Source organism: Pseudomonas orientalis (genome assembly GCF_022807995.1).
GTDB lineage: Bacteria > Pseudomonadota > Gammaproteobacteria > Pseudomonadales > Pseudomonadaceae > Aquipseudomonas > Aquipseudomonas orientalis_B.
Window position 1 is genome coordinate 2,915,150 of sequence record NZ_CP094351.1, and the last position, 22,009, is coordinate 2,937,158.

Genomic DNA, 22,009 nt, shown 5'->3' on the forward strand with positions numbered 1-22,009 from the left:
CGCATAACCTAATTCTGTAAAATGCAGATATTGCATTTTAACCACCCATCCCGGTTGCCCCATCCGTCTGTGCTGAACGCTCAAACGTCATAAACCCCTGCCCGTCCCCGTGGTAATCTCGCGCCACCACGAATAGACATTGATCGTCACTTGACGATGACCAGAGCCAGGAAAGAACATGCCCAAGATTTCTCACTCAGCGCTGCGCCGCAACTTCCGCGAACTGCTTGCCAAGCCTATCTGCGTCGAAACCGCCTCGGTTTTCGACCCCATGTCCGCGCGTATCGCGGCGGACCTGGGCTTTGAGGTCGGTATCCTTGGCGGCTCCGTCGCCTCCCTGCAGGTCCTGGCGGCACCCGATTTTGCGTTGATTACCCTGAGTGAGTTCGTCGAGCAGGCCACCCGCATCGGTCGCGTGGCGCAGTTGCCGTTCATTGCCGACGCCGACCACGGCTACGGCAATGCCCTCAACGTGATGCGCACGGTTGAAGAACTGGAACGCGCCGGGGTTGCCGCGTTGACCATCGAAGACACCCTCCTGCCAGCGCAATTCGGGCGTAAATCCACGGATCTGATTTCCGTCGAGGAAGGCATCGGCAAGGTCAAGGCGGCCCTCGAGGCGCGTGTGGACGCGGAATTGTCGATCATTGCCCGCACCAACGCCGGTGTATTGCCCACCGAAGACGTGATCGCCCGCACCCAGGCCTATGAAAAGGCCGGCGCCGATGGCATCTGCATGGTCGGCGTCAAAGACTTCGATCACCTGGAAAAAATCGCCGAAAACCTCAGCGTACCGTTGATGCTGGTGACCTACGGCAACCCGCAACTGCATGACAGCGCGCGCCTGGCCAGTCTGGGTGTGCGTATCGTGGTGGCCGGGCATGGCGCCTACTTTGCCGCGATCAAGGCCACTTACGACAGCCTGCGCGCGCAACGCCAGCTCACCCACAGCACCTCCAACCTCAGCGCCACGGAGTTGACCCACACCTACACATTGCCGGAAAGCTATGTGGCGTGGGCTGAAGAGTTCATGGATGTGAAGGAGTAATACCGCCCCGGTGCTGATCCTGGCGATCAGCACCGGGCGCGCGCTGTTAATGGACCGGCATTATCCGACCCAACCCACCGCGGTCTTGGGAATGACTTCTGACTCGTCCAGCTTGGACGCAAACATGCTCACCGCCTGCACCGCATCGCTGGTGCTGGTGCGGATCTGCAAAATCACCGATCCGGCCTGATCGGCCAGGTTCACGCCGCGCTGCGCACCTTCCTGGGTGGCGTTCATGCTGCTCACGGCATCACGGGTTTCGTTCAGGATCATGCCGATCATCTCAGCGATTTCCGCGGTGGAGCGGCTGGTACGCCCCGCCAGTTGCCTGACCTCATCGGCCACCACCGCAAAGCCGCGTCCCTGATCGCCGGCGCGTGCCGCCTCGATGGCGGCGTTAAGCGCCAACAGGTTGGTCTGGTCGGCAATCCCGCGAATGGTGTTGACGATCGCGGTGATCTGCTCGGAGCGATCGCCCAACTGCCCTACCAGGCGCGCCGATGCGCCGATATTCTCGGCAATGCGGCGCATCTCGGTGGCGGTGTCCTGGATCACCTGGGTGCCGTGCTCGGCAAAGCGCTCGGTCTCCGATGAAATATGATAAGCCCGCGACGCCCCGCGCGAGTCCTCCTCGAACTTTTCGACGCGTTCGGTGATATCGCTGGCGAACTTGACGATCTTGACCAGCTTGCCGTCGCCGTCGTAAACCGGGTTGTAACTGGCTTCCAGCCACACGACCCGGCCGTGCTTGCCGAGTCGTTTGAACTGGCCGGTGAAAAACTCACCGTTGTTCAAGTGGCGCCAGAAATCGGCGTATTCACTGCTGTTGATCAGGCTCGGCTCGCAAAACATCCGGTGGTGCTTGCCTTTGAGTTCCGCCAGCGAGTAGCCCATCACATGCTGGAAGTTGGCATTGGCGTCCAGCACCTGGCCGCTCAAATCGAACTCGATGACCGCCATCGCCCGGTCCAGTGCGGCGAGTTTGCTGCGGGTGGCGGCTTCCTGCTCTACCTTGGCGGTGACATCCAGCGCGTACTTGACCACCTTCAGCACCTGCCCGCGCTCATCCAACAGCGGGTTATAGCTCGCCTCCAGCCAGATGGTCGCGCCGCTGCTGTGCATGCGTTTGAACGTGCCGGAGACAAACTTGCCGGCGCGCAGGTCGCTCCATAACTGAGCGTAGGCCGGGCTGCCGGTGAGGGCTGGAGAGCAAAAGTCGCGATGGGTCTTGCCGGCCAACTGGTCACGGCTGTAGCCCAGGGTATTCAGAAAGTTGTCATTGGCACGCAACACCTTGCCGTTGAGGTCGAATTCGACGACGGCCATGGAGCGTTCGAGTGCAGCAATCAGTCCTTTGTACTCATTGACTTCGACCGTCCTGGCCGTCAGTTCTTGTTTGAGCTTTGTGTTGAACATGATGTCACCCTCAGCGTGCAGAGAATCAGTCTCTAACTCGCTATCGGCGCGGCCTTGAGCGACTTTACCTGGCGCAGGATTTTCTTTTCTGGCGTCAAAAAAGCCACTTCCGGCCACCGTGACCTGCCGGCCGTCAATGGTTAGACTGCCCGGCAACGTTTACGCCAACGCGAGAGGTTTTCATGGCAAACCACGATCTACACTTCACCCCTGATCCGGATGCGGAGTCCATCTCATCCGACGTGATCGGCTTCAACGGCATCCTCGTTTCCACCCAGATCCCGACCCACGCCGATGGCAGCCTGGAACTGGGCGACATCACGGCGCAAAGCGAATGCACCCTGCAAGCCCTGAAAGTCGCCCTGGAAAAGGCCGGCAGCTCCCTGGACCGGGTGATGCACCTGACCATTTACCTCACCGACATGGCCGACCGCGCCGCGTTCAACGAAGTGTACAAGCGCTTTTTCGCCAAACCCTGGCCGGTAAGGGCGGCGGTGGGTGTTGCCGAACTGGCCGTCAAGGGCATGCGGGTTGAAGTCACCGCGATGGCCGCCAAGGCCTGATACCTGGGGATGCTGTAGCAAATGTAAGAGGGGAGCTTGCCCCCGTGACGGCCGGACAGCCAACACATATTTACCTGAAGTTCCGAGATCCAAATGTGGGAGGGGGCAAGCCCTAATGCCTGTCAGTTAAGCGAACGAAACATAGGTATCTACACAACTCTGTAGCGCTCAACCCTAACAACGATGCGAAGCGAGTCGCTCTTGATCTTGATCTGGCTTTTGATCTTAGGCGCCCCGTTAAACCACGCTGGCCGAACGCAGGCTTGAATCCGTGGGCAACCCGGCAGGACGCCGGGTTAGCCGCACTGGGCCAGGGATGGCCCATTGCGGCGGCCCACGGATTCAAGCCTGCGTTCGGGCACACCGAGCCTAGGCGAGGTGCCGAGTGGTGGGGCAAGAGCGTTTTGCTTACTTTTGCGCTTTTCAAAAGTGAGCCGCTGTAAAAGCGGAACCCTAAGTAGCCGTTACCGAAGAAACGGATATGTACTCGATCTGATCCAGCATCCTGGCCAGCCCAGAGGCCGCCATCGGGGGCAAGCCCCCTCCCACAGGGGATCTGCGCTAACTGATCGATATTAGGGCAAGCCCCCTCCCACATTTGTCATGTATTGCCAGGAGGCCCGGGCTGACAGCCCTATGGTAGATGCCGGTCAGGCATTTCACAGCTACAATGCGCGCCTCGACCGTGACAAGCCTGACTAAAAAAACTATGTCCTTGCCCAAGCATCACCTTGAATTGCTCAGCCCCGCCCGCGATGTGGCCATCGCGCGCGAGGCTATCTTGCATGGCGCCGACGCCATTTACATCGGCGGGCCGAGCTTCGGTGCCCGTCACAATGCGTGTAACGAGGTGAGCGATATCGCTCAACTGGTGGAATTCGCCCGTCGTTACCACGCCCGCGTGTTCACTACAATCAACACGATCCTGCACGACAACGAGCTGGAGCCGGCCCGCAAGCTGATCCATCAGCTCTATGACGCCGGTGTGGATGCGCTCATCGTGCAAGACCTGGGCGTGATGGAACTGGATATTCCGCCCATCGAACTGCACGCCAGCACCCAGACCGATATCCGCACCCTGGGCCGGGCAAAGTTTCTCGACCAGGCCGGTTTCTCCCAGTTGGTGCTGGCCCGCGAGCTGAACCTGCAAGAGATCCGCGCCATCGCCGACGAAACGGATGCCGCCATCGAGTTCTTCATCCATGGTGCTTTGTGCGTGGCGTTCTCCGGGCAGTGCAATATCTCCCACGCGCAGAACGGCCGCAGCGCCAACCGTGGCGACTGCTCCCAGGCGTGCCGCCTGCCGTATACCTTGAAGGACGATCAGGGCCGTGTCGTCGCCTTTGAAAAACACCTGCTGTCGATGAAAGACAACAACCAGAGCGCCAACCTGCGCGCACTGGTCGAGGCCGGCGTGCGTTCGTTCAAGATCGAAGGCCGCTACAAAGACATGGGCTATGTGAAGAACATTACCGCCTACTACCGCCAGCGCCTGGACGAGATCCTCGAAGACCGCCCGGACCTGGCCCGCGCCTCCAGCGGGCGTACCGCGCATTTCTTCGTGCCGGACCCGGAAAAAACCTTCCACCGTGGCAGTACCGACTACTTTGTCAGTGACCGCAAGATCGACATCGGCGCCTTCGATACCCCGACCTTCACCGGTCTGCCGGTGGGAGTGGTGGAAAAGGCCGGCAAACGCGATTTGCAGGTGGTCACCCACGAGCCGCTGTCCAACGGCGACGGTCTGAACGTGCTGGTCAAACGTGAAGTGGTGGGGTTTCGCGCCAACATCGCAGAGCCCAAGGGCGAATTCGAGGAAGACGGCGAAAAGCGCTACCGTTATCGCGTCGAACCCAACGAAATGCCGGCCGGCCTGCATCAGTTGCGCCCGAATCACCCGCTGAACCGCAACCTGGACCATAACTGGCAACAGGCGCTGCTCAAGACCTCGGCCGAGCGCCGTATCGGCCTGTCGTGGGTCGCGCGCCTGCGTGAAGAACAGTTGGACGTCACCGCTACCAGCGAAGAAGGCATCAGCGCCAGTGTCACCCTGCCCGGCCCGTTCGGTGTGGCCAACAAGCCGGAACAGGCCCTGGACACCCTGCGCGACCTGCTGGGCCAGCTCGGCACCACCGAGTACCACGCCACCCGCATCGAGCTGGATGCGCCGCAGGCGTTCTTCATCCCCAACTCGCAACTCAAGGCGCTGCGCCGTGAAGTGATCGAAGCACTGACCGCCGCTCGCGTGGCCGCGCATCCACGTGGCGGGCGCAAGGCCGAGACCACGCCGCCGCCGGTGTACCCGGAAGCTCATCTGTCATTCCTGGCCAACGTCTACAACCAGAAGGCCCGCGACTTCTATCACCGTCACGGGGTGAAGCTGATCGATGCGGCCTTCGAAGCCCACGAAGAAACCGGCGAAGTGCCGGTGATGATCACCAAGCACTGCCTGCGGTTCTCGTTCAACCTGTGCCCCAAACAGGCCAAGGGTGTGACGGGCGTGAAAACCAAGGTGGCGCCGATGCAGTTGATCCATGGCGACGAGGTACTGACGCTGAAGTTCGACTGCAAACCGTGCGAGATGCACGTGGTCGGCAAGATCAAGGGGCACATCCTCGGATTGCCGCAGCCGGGCAGCGCCGTGGAGCATTTCAACCCGCAAAACATCATCTTTCAGGGCACGCACTGACGTTCTGTAGGAGCGAGCTTGCTCGCGAAGAACGTTAACGATAACGCAGCGCATCGGGTCAACACGCGGCGTCCTTACGTTCTTCGCGAGCAAGCTCGCTCCTACCGAGGTTACGGGGCCACCACCCGCCCCGCTGCAACCCCGCCGCCGCCAACAGAATCGCCGCCACACCCAGCCATTGCAGCCATCCGAGACGATGTCCGAACGCAATCCAGTCGACGAAAATCGCCGCAATCGGATAGATGAACGACAAGGCGCCGGTCATTGCGGTCGGCAGCTTTTGTATCGCCCCGTACAACAACACATACATCAAACCCGTGTGCACCAGGCCCAGGGTTGCGAGCGCCGCCCAGGCACCGGTCGACGCGGGCAAATGGTCCCAGGGCACCAGCGGTGCCAGCAACACGGCACCGGTGGTCACCTGGATCAGCGCCATCAAATGCGGCGGCACCGCCTTGAGCTGCTTGATGATCAGCGCGGCAACCGCGTACAGAAAAGCAGCGCCCAGGGCCAGGGCGATGCCTGTCAGATAGTCGCCGCCGCCCTGCTGCTCACCATGGGCGGTGACAATCGCCAGCATGCCCAGGAACGCCACGCTCAGCCAAGTGATTTTGCGCAAGGTAATCGGCTCACCGAGAAACACTGCCGCCAGCATTACCAAAATGAACGGCTGCACGTTGTACACCGCCGTACTGATGGCGATTGAAGCGCGCGCGTAGGATTCGAACAGCAGCAGCCAGTTGCCGACAATGGCCACGCCGCTGAGTACCGCCAGCCCGAACCTGGCCCAACCGAGCAAGTCCAGCCGCAGGTAACCGAGCAAGGCGCACACCAGCAACAGCGCCAGCGCGCCGATCAGACAGCGCCAGAACACCACCTCGATCACCGACACGCCGGACACCAGCACAAACCAGCCGATGGTGCCGGAGATCAGCATGGCGGCGATCATTTCCCACATTCCGCGACGGACAGCGGTATCCATAATTGATGCTCCTCAAGTGAGGTTCGATTATGGCAATCTGGCAGGCAGCCGCTCCAGCGACTAAAAAAGGCCGGAACCTCGAATCACCTTTATTTATTAGGCGAACCCCGTGATTGACACCATCGACCAGCAACTGATCGCCGCCTTGATGGATGACTCGCGCCTGTCTCTCAAGGCCCTGGCCGGCATCACCGGGCTGTCTTCGCCGAGCGTCGGCGAACGCTTGCGCCGCCTGGAAGAGCGCGGCGTACTGACCCACTACACCGTCGATATCGACCCCAAACATTTCGGTTACCTGCTGCAAGCCATCGTGCGCATCCGTCCCCTGCCCGGCAAGTTGCAGGAAGTGGAACGCCAGATCCAGGCAATCCCCGAATTCACCGAATGCGACAAGGTCACCGGCGAAGACTGCTTCATCGCCCGCCTGCATGTGCGCACCATGGATCAGTTGGACAGCCTGCTGGACCGAATCAACGGGTATGCCGAAACCAACACCGCCATCGTCAAGAAAACCCCGGTGAAGCGGCGGTTGCCGCCGTTGGCCGACTGACTGATAGAACGCTGCACATACCTGTGGGAGGGGGCTTGCCCCCGATAGCGGAGTGTCAGTCAGCACATCGGAGACTGACACACTGCTATCGGGGGCAAGCCCCCTCCCACATTGGTTCTGCTCCAGCCGTCGATTGAATCCTGAAGGGTTTTCGCTGCCGCAAGCAGCCGCTGGAATTGGCAATAGCGCGCCGCCAGCACGGCCGCTGCCGTGCATCAGGCACAAGCGAAAAAGCACGTAAATCATTGAAATGCGGACGCTATTGCGTCTAAAGGCTGCGCTCGGCCATCAAAACGCCATAATCTCTGCTATTGTCCAACGAACTCATCTCCTCCTCATCGCGTCCGCGCGATCTTCTGTGAGCATGTTCTGCGCCATCGCGCTATGCCGATGGCACGCTTGAAGTTCACGGAATGCCTGGCAATGGACACCCCTCTACCCGACCCGCCCCAATCACGCGCTGAAAAAATCGTTGAGTTCAAGCGCCAGAAAACCTTGCTCAAGACCGGCGCGCTGCAGGATGCGATCTTCAACAGCGCGTATTTCTCCAGCATCGCCACTGACGAAAAAGGTGTGATCCAAATCTTCAACGTCGGCGCCGAACGCATGCTCGGTTATGCCGCTGCCGATGTACTCAACCGCATCACCCCCGCCGACATCTCCGACCCGGCCGAACTGATTACCCGCGCCGCCGCTCTGAGCCTGGAACTCGATACGCCGATCACGCCGGGTTTCGAAGCCCTGGTCTTCAAGGCCTCCCGTGGCATCGAAGACATCTACGAACTGACCTATATCCGCAAGGACGGCAGTCGCCTGTCGGCCATGGTCTCGGTGACGGCCCTGCGCAACCGGCATGACACGATCATCGGTTACCTGCTGATCGGCACCGACAACACCGCGCGCAAGCAGGAAGAAGCCGAGCGCAAAGGCTTTGAACGCGCCCTGGAGGAAAAGAACCTGGAGTTGGAACATGCCAACCACATGAAGTCCGAATTCCTCGCCACCATGTCCCATGAACTGCGCACGCCGCTGAACGCGGTGATCGGTTTTTCCGAGGCGCTCAAAGACGGGCTGGTAGGCGACTTGAGCGAGATCCAGCGCGAATACATCGGTGATATCTTCACCAGCGGCCAGCATTTGCTTGCGTTGATCAACGACATCCTCGACCTGTCCAAAGTCGAGGCCGGGATGATGGACCTTGAACTGGAACCCGTGGAACTGGCCGGCCTGTTGGCCAACAGCCTGTTGATCGTGCGTGAAAAAGCCGCCCTGCAGCGCATCCAGTTGACGCTGGACAATCCGCAGGATTTTGGCTGGCTGCAACTGGACCTGCGCAAGACCAAGCAGATCGTCTACAACCTGCTGGCCAATGCCGTGAAATTCAGCGAGCACGGCAGCACCGTGACTCTGGTGGTGCGTGAAGTCGGGCGTGACCAGGTCGGGCTCATCCCGGGCGATTGGCCGGTGCAGGGTTTCACCCTGCCGCCCGGCAGCCACCCGGCATTTCTCGAGCTGAGCGTGAGCGACACCGGTATCGGCATCGCCCCGGACGACATGGGCAAGCTGTTCAAGGCCTTCAGCCAGATCGACAGCAGCCTGGCGCGCAAATTCGAAGGCACCGGCCTGGGCCTGGCGATGGTCAAGCAATTGACCGAGCTGCACGGCGGCAGCGTGGCCGTGGCCAGTCGTGAAGGCCTGGGCGCCCGTTTCGTGGTGTGGCTGCCGCTGCACCGCATTCCGGAGGCCGCATGGCCACAATCCTGATCGTGGAAGACAACGAAGCGAACATGCGCCTGGCGCGTCTGTTGCTGATAACCGCCGGGCACACCGTGCAATGGGCGGCGGATGCCGAAAGCGGTCTGACCCTGGCCCGTAACGAACAACCGGCGCTGATCCTGATGGACATTCAACTGCCAGGCATGGACGGCCTGGCCGCGACCCGCTTGCTCAAGCAAGACCCGCTCACCGCGCACATCCCGGTGATCGCCCTTACCGCCATGGCCATGAAGGAAGACCGGGAAAAAACCCGCCTGGCCGGCTGCGATGCCTACGTCACCAAGCCCCTGCGCTACAAGGAGCTGTACCAGGTGATCGACAGCCTGCTGAACCCGCCCATCACACCTCCCGCATGAGTTCTCTCCATGGCCAGCTCACCCGCTACCCTGTTGATCGTTGACGATGAACCCTAGGTCCGCAAACTCCTGGAAACCCTGCTGCAGCATGAGGGTTACCAGACCCTGAGCGCGAGCAACGGCGAAGAAGCCTTGCAGTTGGTGGCGCAGCAGCCGCCCGACCTGATCCTGCTGGACATCATGATGCCCGGCATGGACGGCTACGAAGTGGCCACCCAGCTCAAGGCCAACCCCGTCACGGCGAATATCCCGATCATCATGCTGTCGGCCCTGAGCGAATCCAGCGCACGGGTCAGCGGCCTGGAAACCGGCGCCGAGGAGTTCATCAGCAAGCCGGTCGAACGCGTCGAGCTGTGGCTGCGGGTGCGCAACCTGCTGCGGCTCAAGGCCCATGGCGACGAGCTCAAGCAACACAGCCTGATGCTGGAGCAGCAATTGCAACAGCGCGGCGGCGATCACGCCCAGATGAATGTGCACGACCTGGCCCGACAAGACCTGGAGAACGACCTGCGCCAAGCGGTTGATCAACAAGCGTTTGCCCTGCACTACCAGCCCAAGGTCGAGTTGGCCAACGGCGAAGTCTGCGGCCTGGAAGTCCTGCTGCGCTGGGATCGGCCAGGCTACGGCGCGGTATCGCCGGCGGTGTTCGTGCCGATCCTGGAAAACCTCGGGCTGATCGTGCCGGTGGGACGTTGGGTGATCGAGCGCGTGTGCGAACAGATTGCCGCCTGGCAGTCGAGCGGCCTCGGTGCGATTGAAGTGTCGGTCAACGTCTCGGGGCACCAGTTGATCGAAGGTGACCTGATTGCCGATATCGAGCACATCCTGGCCCACACCGGGGTTGACGCTCACTGGCTGGAGGTGGAGCTCACCGAAGGCTCGCTGATGGAAAACACCGAACACACCATCGCCGCCCTGCAACGCTTGCGCGCCATGGGCGTGAAGATCGCCATCGATGATTTCGGCACCGGTTATTCGAGCCTGGCGTACCTGCGCCGCTTCCCCATCGACACCCTGAAGATCGACATTGCGTTTATCCGTGAAGTCACCACCAACCCCCAGGATGCGGCGATTACCCGCACGATCATCGAACTGGCCCACAGCTTGAAGCTGCGGGTAGTGGCCGAAGGGGTGGAGACCCAGGCGCAGTTGGCATTCCTCAAAGAGGCCGGCTGCGATCAGATCCAGGGCTATCTGTTCAGCCGGCCATTGCCGGTGGAAACGCTGGAGCGCTTGTTGCTGGACCGGATCAAGTGAGACGCCTGCTTCAGCTAATACTCACTGGACCGGGTCCGGCTTGATCGCGATATCAGGCACGGTGTTATAGAGCGGTCCATAGTCCACCAATAACTCCTCGCCCTTCTTGATGTCGTTCAGCGCCACGTAGAACGTCAGGTTTTTTCCTACCGCGACGGAGATGACATTATTCGACTTCCACGCAGGCCCCGTGCCCAATTGCGATGTGTTGATCAGGCTCAAGGTGTTGCCGGTATGCAGCGCACTGACCGAACGATTGCCGGAACGGGTGCCGAACAGGTAAGTCAGCACCGCCCGAGAGCCTTGCTTGCGTTGTTCCGCGAACAGTGACGCTTCTGATGCATGGTATTTGCCCGCATACGGGCCAAGGACTTCAAACTGGGCGATGTCGCGCCGCGCCCACACCGACGCACCGCGATTTGGCCCGCCGTCATCGAGCGCCGTGACCACCTCAAGGATTTCATCAAACCGTGACTGGTGCTGGCCTTCGGTACGCAGCCAGTCTTTGATCGACGCTTTCATTTGCATGGAAATCCGCTGCCTGGTGGCACTATCGAGCCCATCAAGCAAGCCATTCCAGTGGGTGACGCGGATCGTATCGATGGGGCCCTCAATGGCTTGGGTCAAGCTGAGCCTGGGGTTTTGCGGGTCCTGAAGAATCGGCAGCGTGTTGTCGATTCGATGGCGAGGTAATGGCGGCGACACAATGGGCTCAATCTTGATCACGACGGGCGGGACGACGGAAGATGGACCCGGGGCCTCTGGGCCGTGGGGCGCCTCGGGGTGCGGAGTCAGATCCACAACCTTCGGTTGCGGCGCGTCCAAAGGGGCCGGCGCAGGTCGTTTTAATAGTGATCGATTCACCAGCGTTTTGCCGGCATGCTTCAGGCTGCCATCAGTCCGTACATACGTCCTGAACGTATCCACATTAAGATTGTGATGACCGGCGAAACCTTCGATGGTCATGGTTCCACGCGCCTGCGGGGTCATATCGATCCACATAGTGATATGGGTATCGCTCACGCGATCAAACGGTGTATTGGTAGCACGGTCGCGCACAATGACGCCGGTACTGCTCAATTTGCCGTCAGGCTGCACATAGTATTCAAAAGTTCTACGGGATATATGTTTCTGGAGGGTAAAGCCTTGACGGGTAAGGCTTTGCTGTTGCGCAGCAGGCAACGCCTCCCACTCGCGCAAATGTTCAGCCGTGACGACTCTCATGGGCGCATTCGGCGTATGGGTTCTTGGGACCAGGGCGGCGCGCTCAAGGCGCTCCAAGGTCTTTTTTTTCAAGGAACCATCAGGATTAACCCAGTCTCTCCAGGTGGCTGGATGGAACCCATTGTCTGCTATGAACTGCGCTTGCGTGACCGGGTTATCCGGGTTCTCCAAGTGTGCTTTCCACAGACGAAGATCATCATCGGTAATCGTCTCAGGGGGCACACCGGCCGCCCTGCCCAGCAACTCTATGCCAGCTTGACTCGGGATACCGTCTTGCCGCGCGTAAGTTTTGAACGTATTCGGATTGATATGATAGAGCTCGGAAAACCCGTCGAGGGTCAAAGCCTCACGCTCCGGCTGTGACAAACTTTGCCAGGCACTGAGATGGGTTTCCGTCACCTTATGGAAGGGCGTGTTGGGCGCTCGGTCGCGTAGCGCCACGCCGATATCGGTCAGTTGACCATCGGGTTGCACGTAGCGCTCAAAGACTCTCGGGCGGATATTTTTCTGCCGGGCAAAGCCCTTACGGGTAAGGCTTTGCTGTTGCACCGCCTGCAACGCCTGCCACTCGCGCAAATGTTCAGCCGTGATCCCTTTCATGGGCGCGCTCGGCATATGGGTTATCTGACCCAGTGCAGCGCGTTCAAGACGCGCCGAGGCGTTTTTTTTCAAGGAGCCATCAACATTGACCCACACTCTCCAGATAGCTGAATTGAGTCTGTTATCAGTTATGAACTGCGCTTGCGTGACCCGGTTATCCAAGTTTTCGGCATGCGCTTTCCACTGACGAAAATGGTCATCGGTAATCGTATTGAAGACGACACCGGTCGTCCTGCCCTGCAAATCCATGCCGATTGGACTCAAGGTACCGTTTTGCCGCACATGGGTTTTGAACGTATTTGGATTGATATGATAAAGCTCGGAAAACCCTTTGAAGGTCAAGGCGTCACGCTCAGACTGTGACAAATTCTGCCAGGCACTGAGGTGGGTTTCAGTCACCTTATGGAAGGGCGTGTTGGGCGCCCGGTCGCGCGCCGCCACGCCGGTAGCGGTCAGTTGACCATCGGGTTGCACGTAGCGCTCAAAAACTGTCGGGTGGATGTTTTTCTGTCGGGCAAAACCCTCTCGGGTAAGGCTTTGCTGTTGTTCATGGGGCAGCACCTGCCATTGGCGCAAATGATCAGCCATGGGGGTTGAGGCCTGAATTGCGCTGGCCTGTCGTGCCCGCTCCAAACGCCTCGCGCCGTCCTGCGTCAACGAACCATCGGCGTTAACGAGCCTTGCCCAGCTACGTGGGTTGAGCCCTCGCTGGGTCGCGAACTGCTCTGACGTCAATAGGTTGTCCACCTGCGCGAAAAGCTCATCCCACTGACGTAAATGATCATCGGCTATCTGGTTACTTCTGGTGGGATCGGCCGCCTGGACCAGCGCATCACCCTTGCTCGTCAGGGTGCCATTGTGACGCACATACGACCTGATCGTCGTCGGCCGAAGATTATGAAGACCGATAAATCCGTCCAAGGTCATTTCGTCACGCTCTACTTGTGTCATGTTTTGCCAATCGCGCAGATGCGTTTCGTTCACCTTGATGGGGGATGTAACGGCGGGGCGATCACGCACGATCACGCCGGTGGAGCTCAACTGCCCGTCAGGCTTCACGTAGTACTCAAAGGTTTTTTGGGGAAGATGATTCTTTTTGGCAAAGCCCTTGCGAGTGACGCTTGCCTGTTGCTCTGGAGACAACGCCTCCCAGGCCCGCAAATGCTCAGCCGTGATCTGCCCGCCCCCGGGCGCGCCCAGGCGTCGCCATTCGTCACCCTGCACATGCTGGACCAGCAACTCGGTCTGCCGGTTGTTGTGGTACACCCGCGCCTGCACAACGCCGTCCTGCGTTCGAGTTACCTGCCGCACCTCATACACCGCCATTTCGCCGCTGCTGTCGACATGGCATATATGCGACAGGTGCCCATCGGTCGCTACGTATACGCCCTGGCTGTTGCGTGTCAGCCCCGCGATGCGGGTGTCTGGCACTTTGAAGTGCCCAAACAGCTCGTGGCTCAACTCACTCAGCTCATCGAGGTGGGCAATGTCCACTTCGCCGGCGATAGCCCGGGTTTCGACCTTGAACGCTTCAAGCGGGCTGCCATACGGTCGCATCGTGTCGGCATCGAACGCATACCAATGGCCATTCTTGAGCACGGCACCGCCTTCCACCGCCTGGCCGGCAACGTTCAGGGAACCGAGTGCTGCGGCGTCATACTCTTTGCTGACTGCCTTGAGCACGTCGTAACTGCCGGAGGCGCCCCTGAGCCGGTTGACGACCTTGGCGCCTTTGGAGAACAGATAAAGGCCACCGCTGCCCACAAGACTGGCTATCCCTCCCAACCCACTGACGGGGTTGAGCATCTCGATGCTCGCGACGCCAATCACATTGGCCGCCCTTAACGCCTTGGCGCCGGTGGCCAGGGCAGAACGCCCGATCTTGATCAATTTTCCCGCAACGGCGACACCTGCAGTGAGGAAGCCGAATACATCCAATGCGAGATCAAGCGCCCCGTCGCCATAATCGCCCTTCTGAAAATTGACGATGGCGGATTTGAAGGGGACCAGGTTCAACAAAAACTCACTCAGGGGTTTGGGTCCGCCCTGGAGTTTGTCCAGAGTGGTCTGCCCGCGAGCCTGCTCCTTGATGGCAGGGTCGTCGAGTTCAAGGTGTTCGACAAAGGCCTCACCCACCCGGCGGGACCGCTGACTGTCGAAGCTGTTGGGAGGCAAGTCGTTTGCAACGGTTGCGCGCGCGAAATCAGCCGCGTCACGGGGTATGAACGTTTTGGTGGTGGAAACCCGATTAGCCGTACGTAACTCTTGGTTTTTCGCTCTGGATAAGGCCGTGCGTTCTATCGTGCCCTTGTTGAAGTTGATTTCATAGGCTTGGGTGAGAGCGCCGTCACGCTGGGTTTTGACCAGCAACCCCGGTTTGTTCGGGCCAGGGGTTCTGTCGGTAAATCCCCCACCGATGACATAGGAGCCTTCTTGAAAAAAGCTGATAGTGCCGAACTCGACGTTTTTCCGGTCTTCCAAGGGCAGTTGAGCGATCAAGTGCCTGACCGTAGTAGTGACAGCGGATTTTTTCTGCTCAATTGCGCGGTTAAAGCGCGTTTCAAATGCCTCCCGCACGCCAAACCGGGGGTTGGCATTCAATGCCGCCAGCACGGTGTGCACATCATCGACCTTGAGTGAGCTGGCGAGGGCGTCCACTTTGAAGGGTCTGGGATTGGGCCAGTCCATCATGGCGATATCCAATAGAGAATGGCTCCCCCCAAGTCCCGTTTGCTCGGAAGCCCCCAGGCGTTGATCCGTGCTGAAGATTTTCTCCTCGAAAAAGTTGCCCAAATCACCAAAACGTTCGATCAGTTTCTCCCGGGCGATGCCCGCGCGCGTGGGCAGTTCCTTGTCCAGCGCGCTGGAGGCAGAGAGCCGGACTTGAAGCTGTGCGTTAAACGTGACCTGCACAGATTGGAGTTGTGCGAAGAGATAGTCGTCGTTGTTTCTTTTCGTCAGCACCCCGTGGGTAACGCCCCAATCGAGCAACGTCGCCATTCCAACGGCTTGGGTTATCGCGGGGGCCGCTGCACGGGCGTTGTCGGCCGTGCTCATGACATCGGCAAAGGCCATTCCAGGGACTTTTCCAGGGATCTGGGCCTCGATCGTCATTGCTGCGATGGTCAGGCTTGCCCAGGCGTGGCTGCCGACTTTGACTGTCGCCGGAATATCGTTGATCAGAAACTGCGGCGCCGACCTGGCCAGCAACAGGTAAGCCCCGACGTCCGCAAGGCCGGCGCTGGTTTTGCCTTCGGCGCTCAAGTGATGGGCGAGCCCCTTCACCAGGTCGCACGGGTGCAGGCCCCAGTAGTGCTCGTTGGACAGATCGAAGCCAGCTATTTTGTGGCGATGGGGATTGCCGATCGACTCCGGGTCCATCTGGAGGGTGATGCCGGCCAGCAGATAATCCGTGGGGTTGCCGATGCCCTGAAGGCGCTGCTGCAGAGCCTTGCCCATCAGTTGGCCCTGGGGCGAGTCCACCAGCGTTTCGATTATTCTGGCGGGGTCATTGCCAACCTCTGCCGGCAGCGGTTGGTGATAGCGCAGGAACTCCAGTACGCCGCCTCGAGTTTGCATCACGAGCGGCTGATCGCCCAGATGGTGAGCGTGGTTGAGGGTGATCAGACGCAAGCGCCGTTGTTCGTCTGCATCCGGGGGAATCGGCCACGACAATGCCCCAGCCAAATGACCCAGAGGTGTTTTCGCGGCGCTGCGGGGAGCGGCCTGCTCACTGGGCAAAACCGGCGGAGCGCCAGCATCTGATGGGTGGTCGGGATTGGGAAGTGGCAGCCGAGTATCCGTAAGGGTGGGGGAAATGCCCGCCATGATGAGTACCTGTCCATGTAAAAAGATCCAGTCGCACGCGTGCAGCGCGCCTTCGGTGCATTGCGTGGTCAATCTTGATCAAGAAAATCCGGCCCATGTGTTAACCAATACTTGCACCGGGCTCTGATTGTTTGAACCCGCACCCGGCCAGAGCCCTCCAACGCCCATGAATCACGCCCGGGTACTCGCACAATGACGTTCATTTTATGGTTGGCCGTACTGGGCGCTGTATTGCTCACCCTCGCCCTTACCTCCTCCTACCTGCGCTGGATGCCGGTGACCACCTCGGCGGTGTGCCTGCTGCTGGGGGTCGCCATCGGCCCTTTGGGCGTGGACCTGTTGCACCTGGACGTCAAGGGCTCCGCTCGCTGGATGGAGCACATCACGGAAGTGGCGGTGCTGTTCTCGCTGTTCGTCAGCGGTTTGAAACTGCGCCTGCCGCTCAGGCACCGCACCTGGCGCATCGCCTTTGGCATGGCCGGGCCGGTGATGCTGCTGACCATCCTCGGCACCTGCCTGGCGCTGCATTATCTGTTCGAGTTGTCGTGGGGGGTGTCGCTGCTGGTGGGCGCGATGCTGGCGCCCACCGACCCGGTGCTGGCCGGCCTGGTTCAGGTCAACAATGCCCAGGACTACGACCCGCTGCGGTTCGGCCTGTCCGGCGAAGCCGGTTTGAACGACGGTACCGCCTTTCCCTTTGTCATCTTCGGCCTGATGTTCATGCAGCACGGCGGTTTCGATGGCGACTGGTTCGGCGGCTGGGTGTTGAAAAACCTGCTGTGGGCGGTGCCGGCCGGGCTGTTGACGGGATACTGGATGGGCCGTGGCATCGGGCGTGTGACTTTGCGCCTGCGCCTGATCAATGCCGACAGTACCTTGTCACCCAATGACTACCTGACGCTGGCGCTGATCGCCCTGGCCTATGTGAGCGCGGAAGCCATCGGCGGCTATGGCTTCCTGTCGGTGTTCGCGGCGGGCCTGGGGCTGCGCCAGGCGGAGTTCAAATCCACCGGTTATGCCCAGACACCCGCCGAGCATCTGGCGCAGCCGGTGGTGGGCCACCTGGAAATCGAGCCGGAGCAGGCCCTGCACGGTGATGTCAGCCAATTGCAGGACACCCAGATCGCGGCCGGCGTGATGATGGGCGATATGCTGGCCTTTGGCAGCCTGGTGGAACGCTCGATGGAGGTGTTCCTGGTGACCGTGCTGGGCATCGTGCTGGTCAGCCACTGGGATTGGCGTGCGCTGGCGGTGGCCGCGTTGCTGTTTTGTGTGATTCGCCCGGTCAGCGTGTTCGCCATGCCTTGGGGCAGCCTGATGAATCGTCGGCAACGCAGCCTGGTCAGTTGGTTCGGCATTCGCGGAATCGGCAGCATCTACTACCTGTTCTATGCGCTGAACCACGGGCTGATCGGCACCAGCAGCGCCGTGGCCGTGAACCTGACCCTCTCGGTGATTGCGTTGAGTGTGATGGTGCATGGCCTGAGTACCCAGCCGATGCTGGTGTGGTACGAACGCCGGGCCGCGCAAAAAAATTGAATCCTGCGCCGCGCCAGGGTTTCAAACGTTCAGTATCGACAGCGCGAGTCAGCAGATGAAAGAGATAGGTCAACGATTGTGTGAGGAACGCCAGCGCCTGGGCTATTCGCAACAGTTCCTGGCGCAGGCCGGTGGTGTGACTGTGCGCGAGCAACGCCAATACGAACTGGGCGAAGACCTGCCGCGCGCCGATTACCTGGCGCAATTGGCCGGCCAGGGCGTGGATGTGGTGTATGTGGTGACCGGCAAGCGCAGCACCGTGGTCAATATCAGTCGGCACCAGGCGCAGACCCTGATGGATAACCGCGTGGTGGGCCAGGAGGTATCGCTGGACGGTCCGCCTGAAGAAGACCTCTACTTCAAGCTCAGCGATCCCTCCGGCCCGCCGCCGGATCAGTCCTGATCTTCGGTGTTGCCGACATCCGCCGCTTCATCCAGATCGTTGAGCGGCACCTCGGCATCGTCCATCAATGAGCCCGGGTCTTCGTTGCCCGGATCGTTGAGTTCTTCGTCCACTTCTTTAGACATGACTGTCTCCTCTAACCGCCTTGGGTGTCGATATCGGCATCGGTTTCAGGCTTGTGCTCAGGCTCAGGCTTGAAGTCCGGGCTGTAGTCGTTTTCCTTGGCCTTCGGGTCGGTGGTTGGCGTCGGATCCTTGGGGGCATCGGCGGCGGTGCCGGGGGCCGGCTCGCCAATGTCTATCGCCGGGTCATTGCGGTCAGTGGTCTGGGGATCGTTATCTATGGTCATGGCGCACCTCTTTGCAGGCCTGTGGGGAATTTGTACCCCGTAAAGCTAAGGCGCTGCGTTGATGGGCGAAGTTCCGTCTGATTGCTCAGCGCAACGGGTTATCGACCTGGATGTAGAAGGCATAGAAGCCCAACACCAGCCAGAACCCCATGAACAACCACGGCGCCCGCATGGAAAACAGCAGCGACTTGCGATAGCCCTTGTGGGTCGACTCCCTTTCGGAAAACAACGGCGACTCATCGTAGGCCATGCCCATCACCGGCTCACTGCGCAGCAGCTCGCTTTGCTTGTAGTGCCAGTGATCGATGATCTCGTAGGCGGCGCGGATGCCCGGCCAGGCGTTGAGTGAGCTGAGAATTCCCAAAGCGGCGAGAATCACCGGCACCACCAGGGTGAACAACTTGCCCCACTCCGGGTTCAGGTTGCCCATCCCGGAGACAAAGGCGATGACCAGGAATGACTGTGCGGTGAGGTAGGCGTCGGTGCGGTTGGCCAGGATGCTGGTTTCGTACTGGATCTCGCGACGATAGAAGTCGAGCCGGTCCTTGGGCGAACCGAAGATCTTGGCATTGTGCTCGCTGTGGTCGGTCAACGCCGCTTCCGGCGTGTTGGGCGAAATGATTCTAGGCACGACGGGGCTCCATCAAGTTTCAAGACTCATTAGAAGAAGCGGCCCGCGGCGAAGTTCAAGTTCGTCGCGCACCAAATCAAGGCACCCTGCGCTCCCAGTAGGAGCGAGCTTGCTCGCGAAGATCGTCAACGATGACGCGCCAACCCCGTTAAACACATTGCTCTTGAGTTCTTCGCGAGCAAGCTCGCTCCTACAGAGGATTTACCGGTATTGACGGCCGTTCCGGCACACGCCTTGCTTAATCCATTCATCCGCCGGTAAACAGGAGCATTCGTTACCCCCCGACCCAGAGCCGACTCCATAAGAACATAAGGACCAGGCCTGTTGGCACCGTCAGCCACAGGCTCATAAAAAAAGCGTTTTTTAGCGGCAGTGCCCCCAAGCAAGCTGCCAACCAGGCAAGGCTGGGCACTGACAAGGTACTGGAATGGCTCGATCTTTCTTCGATGAAATGAATGACGCAGACGGCGCCTGCCGTGCGCATTATCAGGATTTCTCCCGCTGGCTGGCCAATACGCCGCCGGAACTGCTGGCCCAGCGTCGCCGTGAAGCGGATTTGCTGTTCCACCGCGCCGGGATCACCTTCACCCTGTACGGCGACGAGCAAGACACCGAGCGCCTGATCCCCTTCGACATCATCCCGCGCAGCATTCCGGCCAGCGAATGGCGCGTGATCGAGCGCGGCTGTATCCAGCGGGTCACCGCGTTGAACATGTTTCTCGCCGATATCTACCACGACCAGCGCATCATCAAGGCCGGAATCATCCCCGCAGACCAGGTGCTGGGCAATGAGGGCTATCAGAAGGCAATGGTCGGCCTGGACCTGCACCGCGACATCTACTCGCACATTTCCGGCGTCGACCTGGTGCGCGACGGCGACGGCACCTACTACGTCCTCGAAGACAACCTGCGCACCCCCAGCGGCGTGAGCTACATGCTCGAAGACCGCAAGATGATGATGCGCCTGTTCCCGGAAGTGTTCGCCCGGCAGCGCATCGCGCCGGTGGACCACTACCCCAACCTGCTGCTCAAGACCCTGAAAAGCGCCAGCCGGCTGGACAACCCCAACGTCGTCGTACTCACCCCAGGGCGCTTCAACAGTGCCTTCTTCGAGCATGCCTTCCTGGCCCGGGAAATGGGTGTGGAACTGGTGGAAGGCGCCGACCTGTTCGTGCATGACCTCAAGGTGTTCATGCGCACCACCGACGGCCCCAAGGCGGTGGATGTGATCTACCGGCGCATCGATGACGCGTTCCTCGACCCGCAGGCGTTCAACCCCGATTCGATGCTCGGCGTGCCCGGCCTGGTCGCCGCTTACTGCGCGGGCAATGTGGTACTGGCCAACGCCATCGGCACCGGCGTGGCTGACGACAAGTCGATCTACCCGTATGTACCGGAAATGATCCGCTTCTACCTGGACGAAGAACCCGTCCTGCAGAACGTGCCCACCTTCCAGTGCCGCAAGCCTGATGAACTGTCCCATGTGCTGGCCAATCTGGCGCAACTGGTGGTCAAGGAAACCCAGGGTTCGGGCGGCTACGGCATGCTGGTGGGCCCGGCTTCCACCACTGCCGAGATCGAAGACTTTCGCCAGCGCATCAAGGCGCGGCCCCATGCCTACATCGCTCAGCCGACCCTGAGCCTGTCCACCTGCCCGACCTTCGTCGAAAACGGCATCGCGCCGCGGCATATCGACCTGCGCCCGTTCGTGCTCTCGGGCAAGGAAACCCGCCTGGTGCCCGGCGGCCTGACCCGTGTAGCGCTCAAAGAAGGCTCGCTGATCGTCAATTCGTCGCAAGGCGGCGGAACCAAGGACACCTGGGTGGTGGAGGGCTGAATATGTTGAGTAGAACCGCCGCAGATCTGTACTGGATGTCCCGTTACCTGGAACGCGCCGAGAACCTGGCGCGCATGCTGGAGGTCAGTTATTCGCTGTCGTTGATGCCCCACGCCGGGCGCAGCGATGGGCTCGATGAACTGGCAATGTCGCTGCTTTGCAGCGGCACCCTGGACAGCTACCTTGAGCGCCATCAGCAACTGGACGCCGAACGCATGCTGCACTTCTTCGCCCTGGATGAAGAAAACCCGGCCAGTATCTACAACTGCCTGCGCGCGGCCCGGGGCAATGCCCATGCGGTGCGCGGGCGCATCACCGCCGACATGTGGGAAAACCTCAACGCTACCTGGCTGGAAATGCGCAGCATCGCCGCCGGTGGCCTGGCGCGGCATGGCATCAGCCATTTCTGTGACTGGGTCAAGCAACGCTCGCACCTGTTTCGCGGCGCAACCTCCGGCACCATCATGCGCAATGACGCCTATCGATTCATTCGCCTGGGCACCTTCGTCGAACGTGCGGACAACACCCTGCGCCTGCTGGATGCGCGTTATGAAATGTTTGGTGAAGAGTCCGAAGAAGTCAGCGACGTGTCGGCACGCGGCTATTACCAGTGGAGCGCGCTGCTGCGAGCGCTGTCCTCGTTTGAAGCCTATACCGAGCTGTATCCGAATGCCCTGAATGCCCGCTCGGTATCCGAGTTGCTGCTGTTGCGCAGCGACGTGCCGCGCTCGCTGCATGCGTGCATCGAAGAGTTGAACCACATCCTCGCCGACCTGCCCGGCAGTTACGGGCGCACGGCCCAGCGCCTGGCGGCCGAGTTCGAAGCGCGCCTCAGATACACCGGGATCGATGAAATTCTGGAAGACGGGCTGCACACCCGGCTGACCGACTTTATCGACACCGTGCGCGACCTGGCGCGGGCGATACAAAGCTCCTATCTGGAAGTGGTCTGACACTCAAC

The 22,009-nt window shown here is 60.3% G+C and carries 17 protein-coding genes and 1 pseudogene; 11 read left to right on the plus strand and 7 right to left on the minus strand.

The genetic code is table 11. The annotated features are described in order from the left end of the window. Positions 1-178: 178 nt before the first annotated feature. Positions 179-1,048 carry an isocitrate lyase/PEP mutase family protein gene (locus tag MRY17_RS12930; RefSeq protein ID WP_243352186.1) on the plus strand — a complete coding sequence of 290 codons (870 nt, stop codon included), beginning with the start codon at positions 179-181 and terminating at the stop codon, positions 1,046-1,048. Between the two features lie 60 nt (positions 1,049-1,108). Here the strand turns inward: MRY17_RS12930 and MRY17_RS26645 are convergent, their stop codons facing one another. Both MRY17_RS26645 and MRY17_RS26650 read right to left on the minus strand, forming a co-directional pair. Beyond that, a complete protein-coding gene (locus tag MRY17_RS26645; protein WP_411566738.1) occupies positions 1,109-1,603 on the minus strand; it encodes a methyl-accepting chemotaxis protein in 495 nt (164 codons plus the stop codon). A gap of 93 nt (positions 1,604-1,696) precedes the next feature. Beyond that, positions 1,697-2,464 (minus strand): annotated as a pseudogene (locus MRY17_RS26650) (PAS domain-containing protein); the annotation flags it as partial. 182 nt (positions 2,465-2,646) lie between these two features. Between MRY17_RS26650 and MRY17_RS12940 the strand changes: the two are divergent. Both MRY17_RS12940 and MRY17_RS12945 read left to right on the plus strand, forming a co-directional pair. Continuing rightward, positions 2,647-3,027: a RidA family protein gene (locus MRY17_RS12940; RefSeq protein WP_191952867.1), complete on the plus strand. Its 381-nt coding sequence runs from the start codon at positions 2,647-2,649 to the stop codon at positions 3,025-3,027. Positions 3,028-3,736: 709 nt separating this feature from the next. After that, a complete protein-coding gene (locus MRY17_RS12945) occupies positions 3,737-5,716 on the plus strand; it encodes a peptidase U32 family protein (protein WP_243352189.1) in 1,980 nt (659 codons plus the stop codon). Between the two features lie 58 nt (positions 5,717-5,774). Here MRY17_RS12945 and MRY17_RS12950 read toward each other — a convergent pair whose 3' ends face one another. After that, positions 5,775-6,698 (minus strand): DMT family transporter, encoded by a 924-nt coding sequence (locus tag MRY17_RS12950; protein ID WP_191952868.1) that lies wholly within the window; start codon positions 6,696-6,698, stop codon positions 5,775-5,777. Between the two features lie 109 nt (positions 6,699-6,807). Between MRY17_RS12950 and MRY17_RS12955 the strand changes: the two genes are divergently transcribed. The 4 genes from MRY17_RS12955 (at position 6,808) to MRY17_RS12970 (ending at position 10,637) form a co-directional block, all read left to right on the plus strand. Continuing rightward, a complete protein-coding gene (locus MRY17_RS12955; RefSeq protein ID WP_181283267.1) occupies positions 6,808-7,248 on the plus strand; it encodes an Lrp/AsnC family transcriptional regulator in 441 nt (146 codons plus the stop codon). Between the two features lie 423 nt (positions 7,249-7,671). Next, positions 7,672-9,012 carry a sensor histidine kinase gene (locus MRY17_RS12960; RefSeq protein ID WP_181283268.1) on the plus strand — a complete coding sequence of 447 codons (1,341 nt, stop codon included), beginning with the start codon at positions 7,672-7,674 and terminating at the stop codon, positions 9,010-9,012. Next, positions 8,997-9,380, plus strand: coding sequence for a response regulator (locus MRY17_RS12965; RefSeq protein ID WP_181283269.1), 384 nt, complete (start codon positions 8,997-8,999; stop codon positions 9,378-9,380). Before MRY17_RS12960 ends, MRY17_RS12965 begins: the two co-directional genes overlap by 16 nt. A 69-nt stretch (positions 9,381-9,449) precedes the next feature. After that, positions 9,450-10,637 carry an EAL domain-containing response regulator gene (locus tag MRY17_RS12970; RefSeq protein ID WP_243353936.1) on the plus strand — a complete coding sequence of 396 codons (1,188 nt, stop codon included), beginning with the start codon at positions 9,450-9,452 and terminating at the stop codon, positions 10,635-10,637. Between the two features lie 21 nt (positions 10,638-10,658). Here MRY17_RS12970 and MRY17_RS12975 read toward each other — a convergent pair whose 3' ends face one another. Then, positions 10,659-16,361, minus strand: a complete 5,703-nt coding sequence (locus tag MRY17_RS12975; protein WP_243352190.1) for an SET domain-containing protein-lysine N-methyltransferase — start codon at positions 16,359-16,361, stop codon at positions 10,659-10,661. Between the two features lie 120 nt (positions 16,362-16,481). Here MRY17_RS12975 and MRY17_RS12980 point away from each other — a divergent pair, with 120 nt between their 5' ends. Both MRY17_RS12980 and MRY17_RS12985 read left to right on the plus strand, forming a co-directional pair. Continuing rightward, positions 16,482-17,828, plus strand: coding sequence for a cation:proton antiporter (locus MRY17_RS12980; RefSeq protein WP_191955474.1), 1,347 nt, complete (start codon positions 16,482-16,484; stop codon positions 17,826-17,828). Positions 17,829-17,883: 55 nt separating this feature from the next. Further along, a complete protein-coding gene (locus MRY17_RS12985; protein ID WP_181283272.1) occupies positions 17,884-18,231 on the plus strand; it encodes a helix-turn-helix domain-containing protein in 348 nt (115 codons plus the stop codon). Here the strand turns inward: MRY17_RS12985 and MRY17_RS26425 are convergent. The 3 genes from MRY17_RS26425 to MRY17_RS12995 form a co-directional block, all read right to left on the minus strand. Further along, on the minus strand, positions 18,222-18,356 hold the full coding sequence (locus tag MRY17_RS26425) for a hypothetical protein (protein ID WP_258232353.1): 135 nt from the start codon (positions 18,354-18,356) through the stop codon (positions 18,222-18,224). The genes MRY17_RS12985 and MRY17_RS26425 overlap by 10 nt on opposite strands. A gap of 11 nt (positions 18,357-18,367) precedes the next feature. Continuing rightward, complete coding sequence (locus MRY17_RS12990) at positions 18,368-18,580, minus strand: hypothetical protein (RefSeq protein ID WP_104502877.1); 213 nt, start codon at positions 18,578-18,580, stop codon at positions 18,368-18,370. 85 nt (positions 18,581-18,665) lie between these two features. Continuing rightward, positions 18,666-19,211 carry a hypothetical protein gene (locus tag MRY17_RS12995; RefSeq protein WP_104505279.1) on the minus strand — a complete coding sequence of 182 codons (546 nt, stop codon included), beginning with the start codon at positions 19,209-19,211 and terminating at the stop codon, positions 18,666-18,668. Positions 19,212-19,638: 427 nt separating this feature from the next. On the opposite strand from MRY17_RS12995, the gene MRY17_RS13000 reads away from it, so the two are divergent. Beyond that, a complete protein-coding gene (locus tag MRY17_RS13000; protein ID WP_181283273.1) occupies positions 19,639-21,048 on the plus strand; it encodes a circularly permuted type 2 ATP-grasp protein in 1,410 nt (469 codons plus the stop codon). Positions 21,049-21,050: 2 nt separating this feature from the next. Further along, positions 21,051-22,001: an alpha-E domain-containing protein gene (locus MRY17_RS13005; RefSeq protein ID WP_124432672.1), complete on the plus strand. Its 951-nt coding sequence runs from the start codon at positions 21,051-21,053 to the stop codon at positions 21,999-22,001. Positions 22,002-22,009 lie beyond the last annotated feature (8 nt).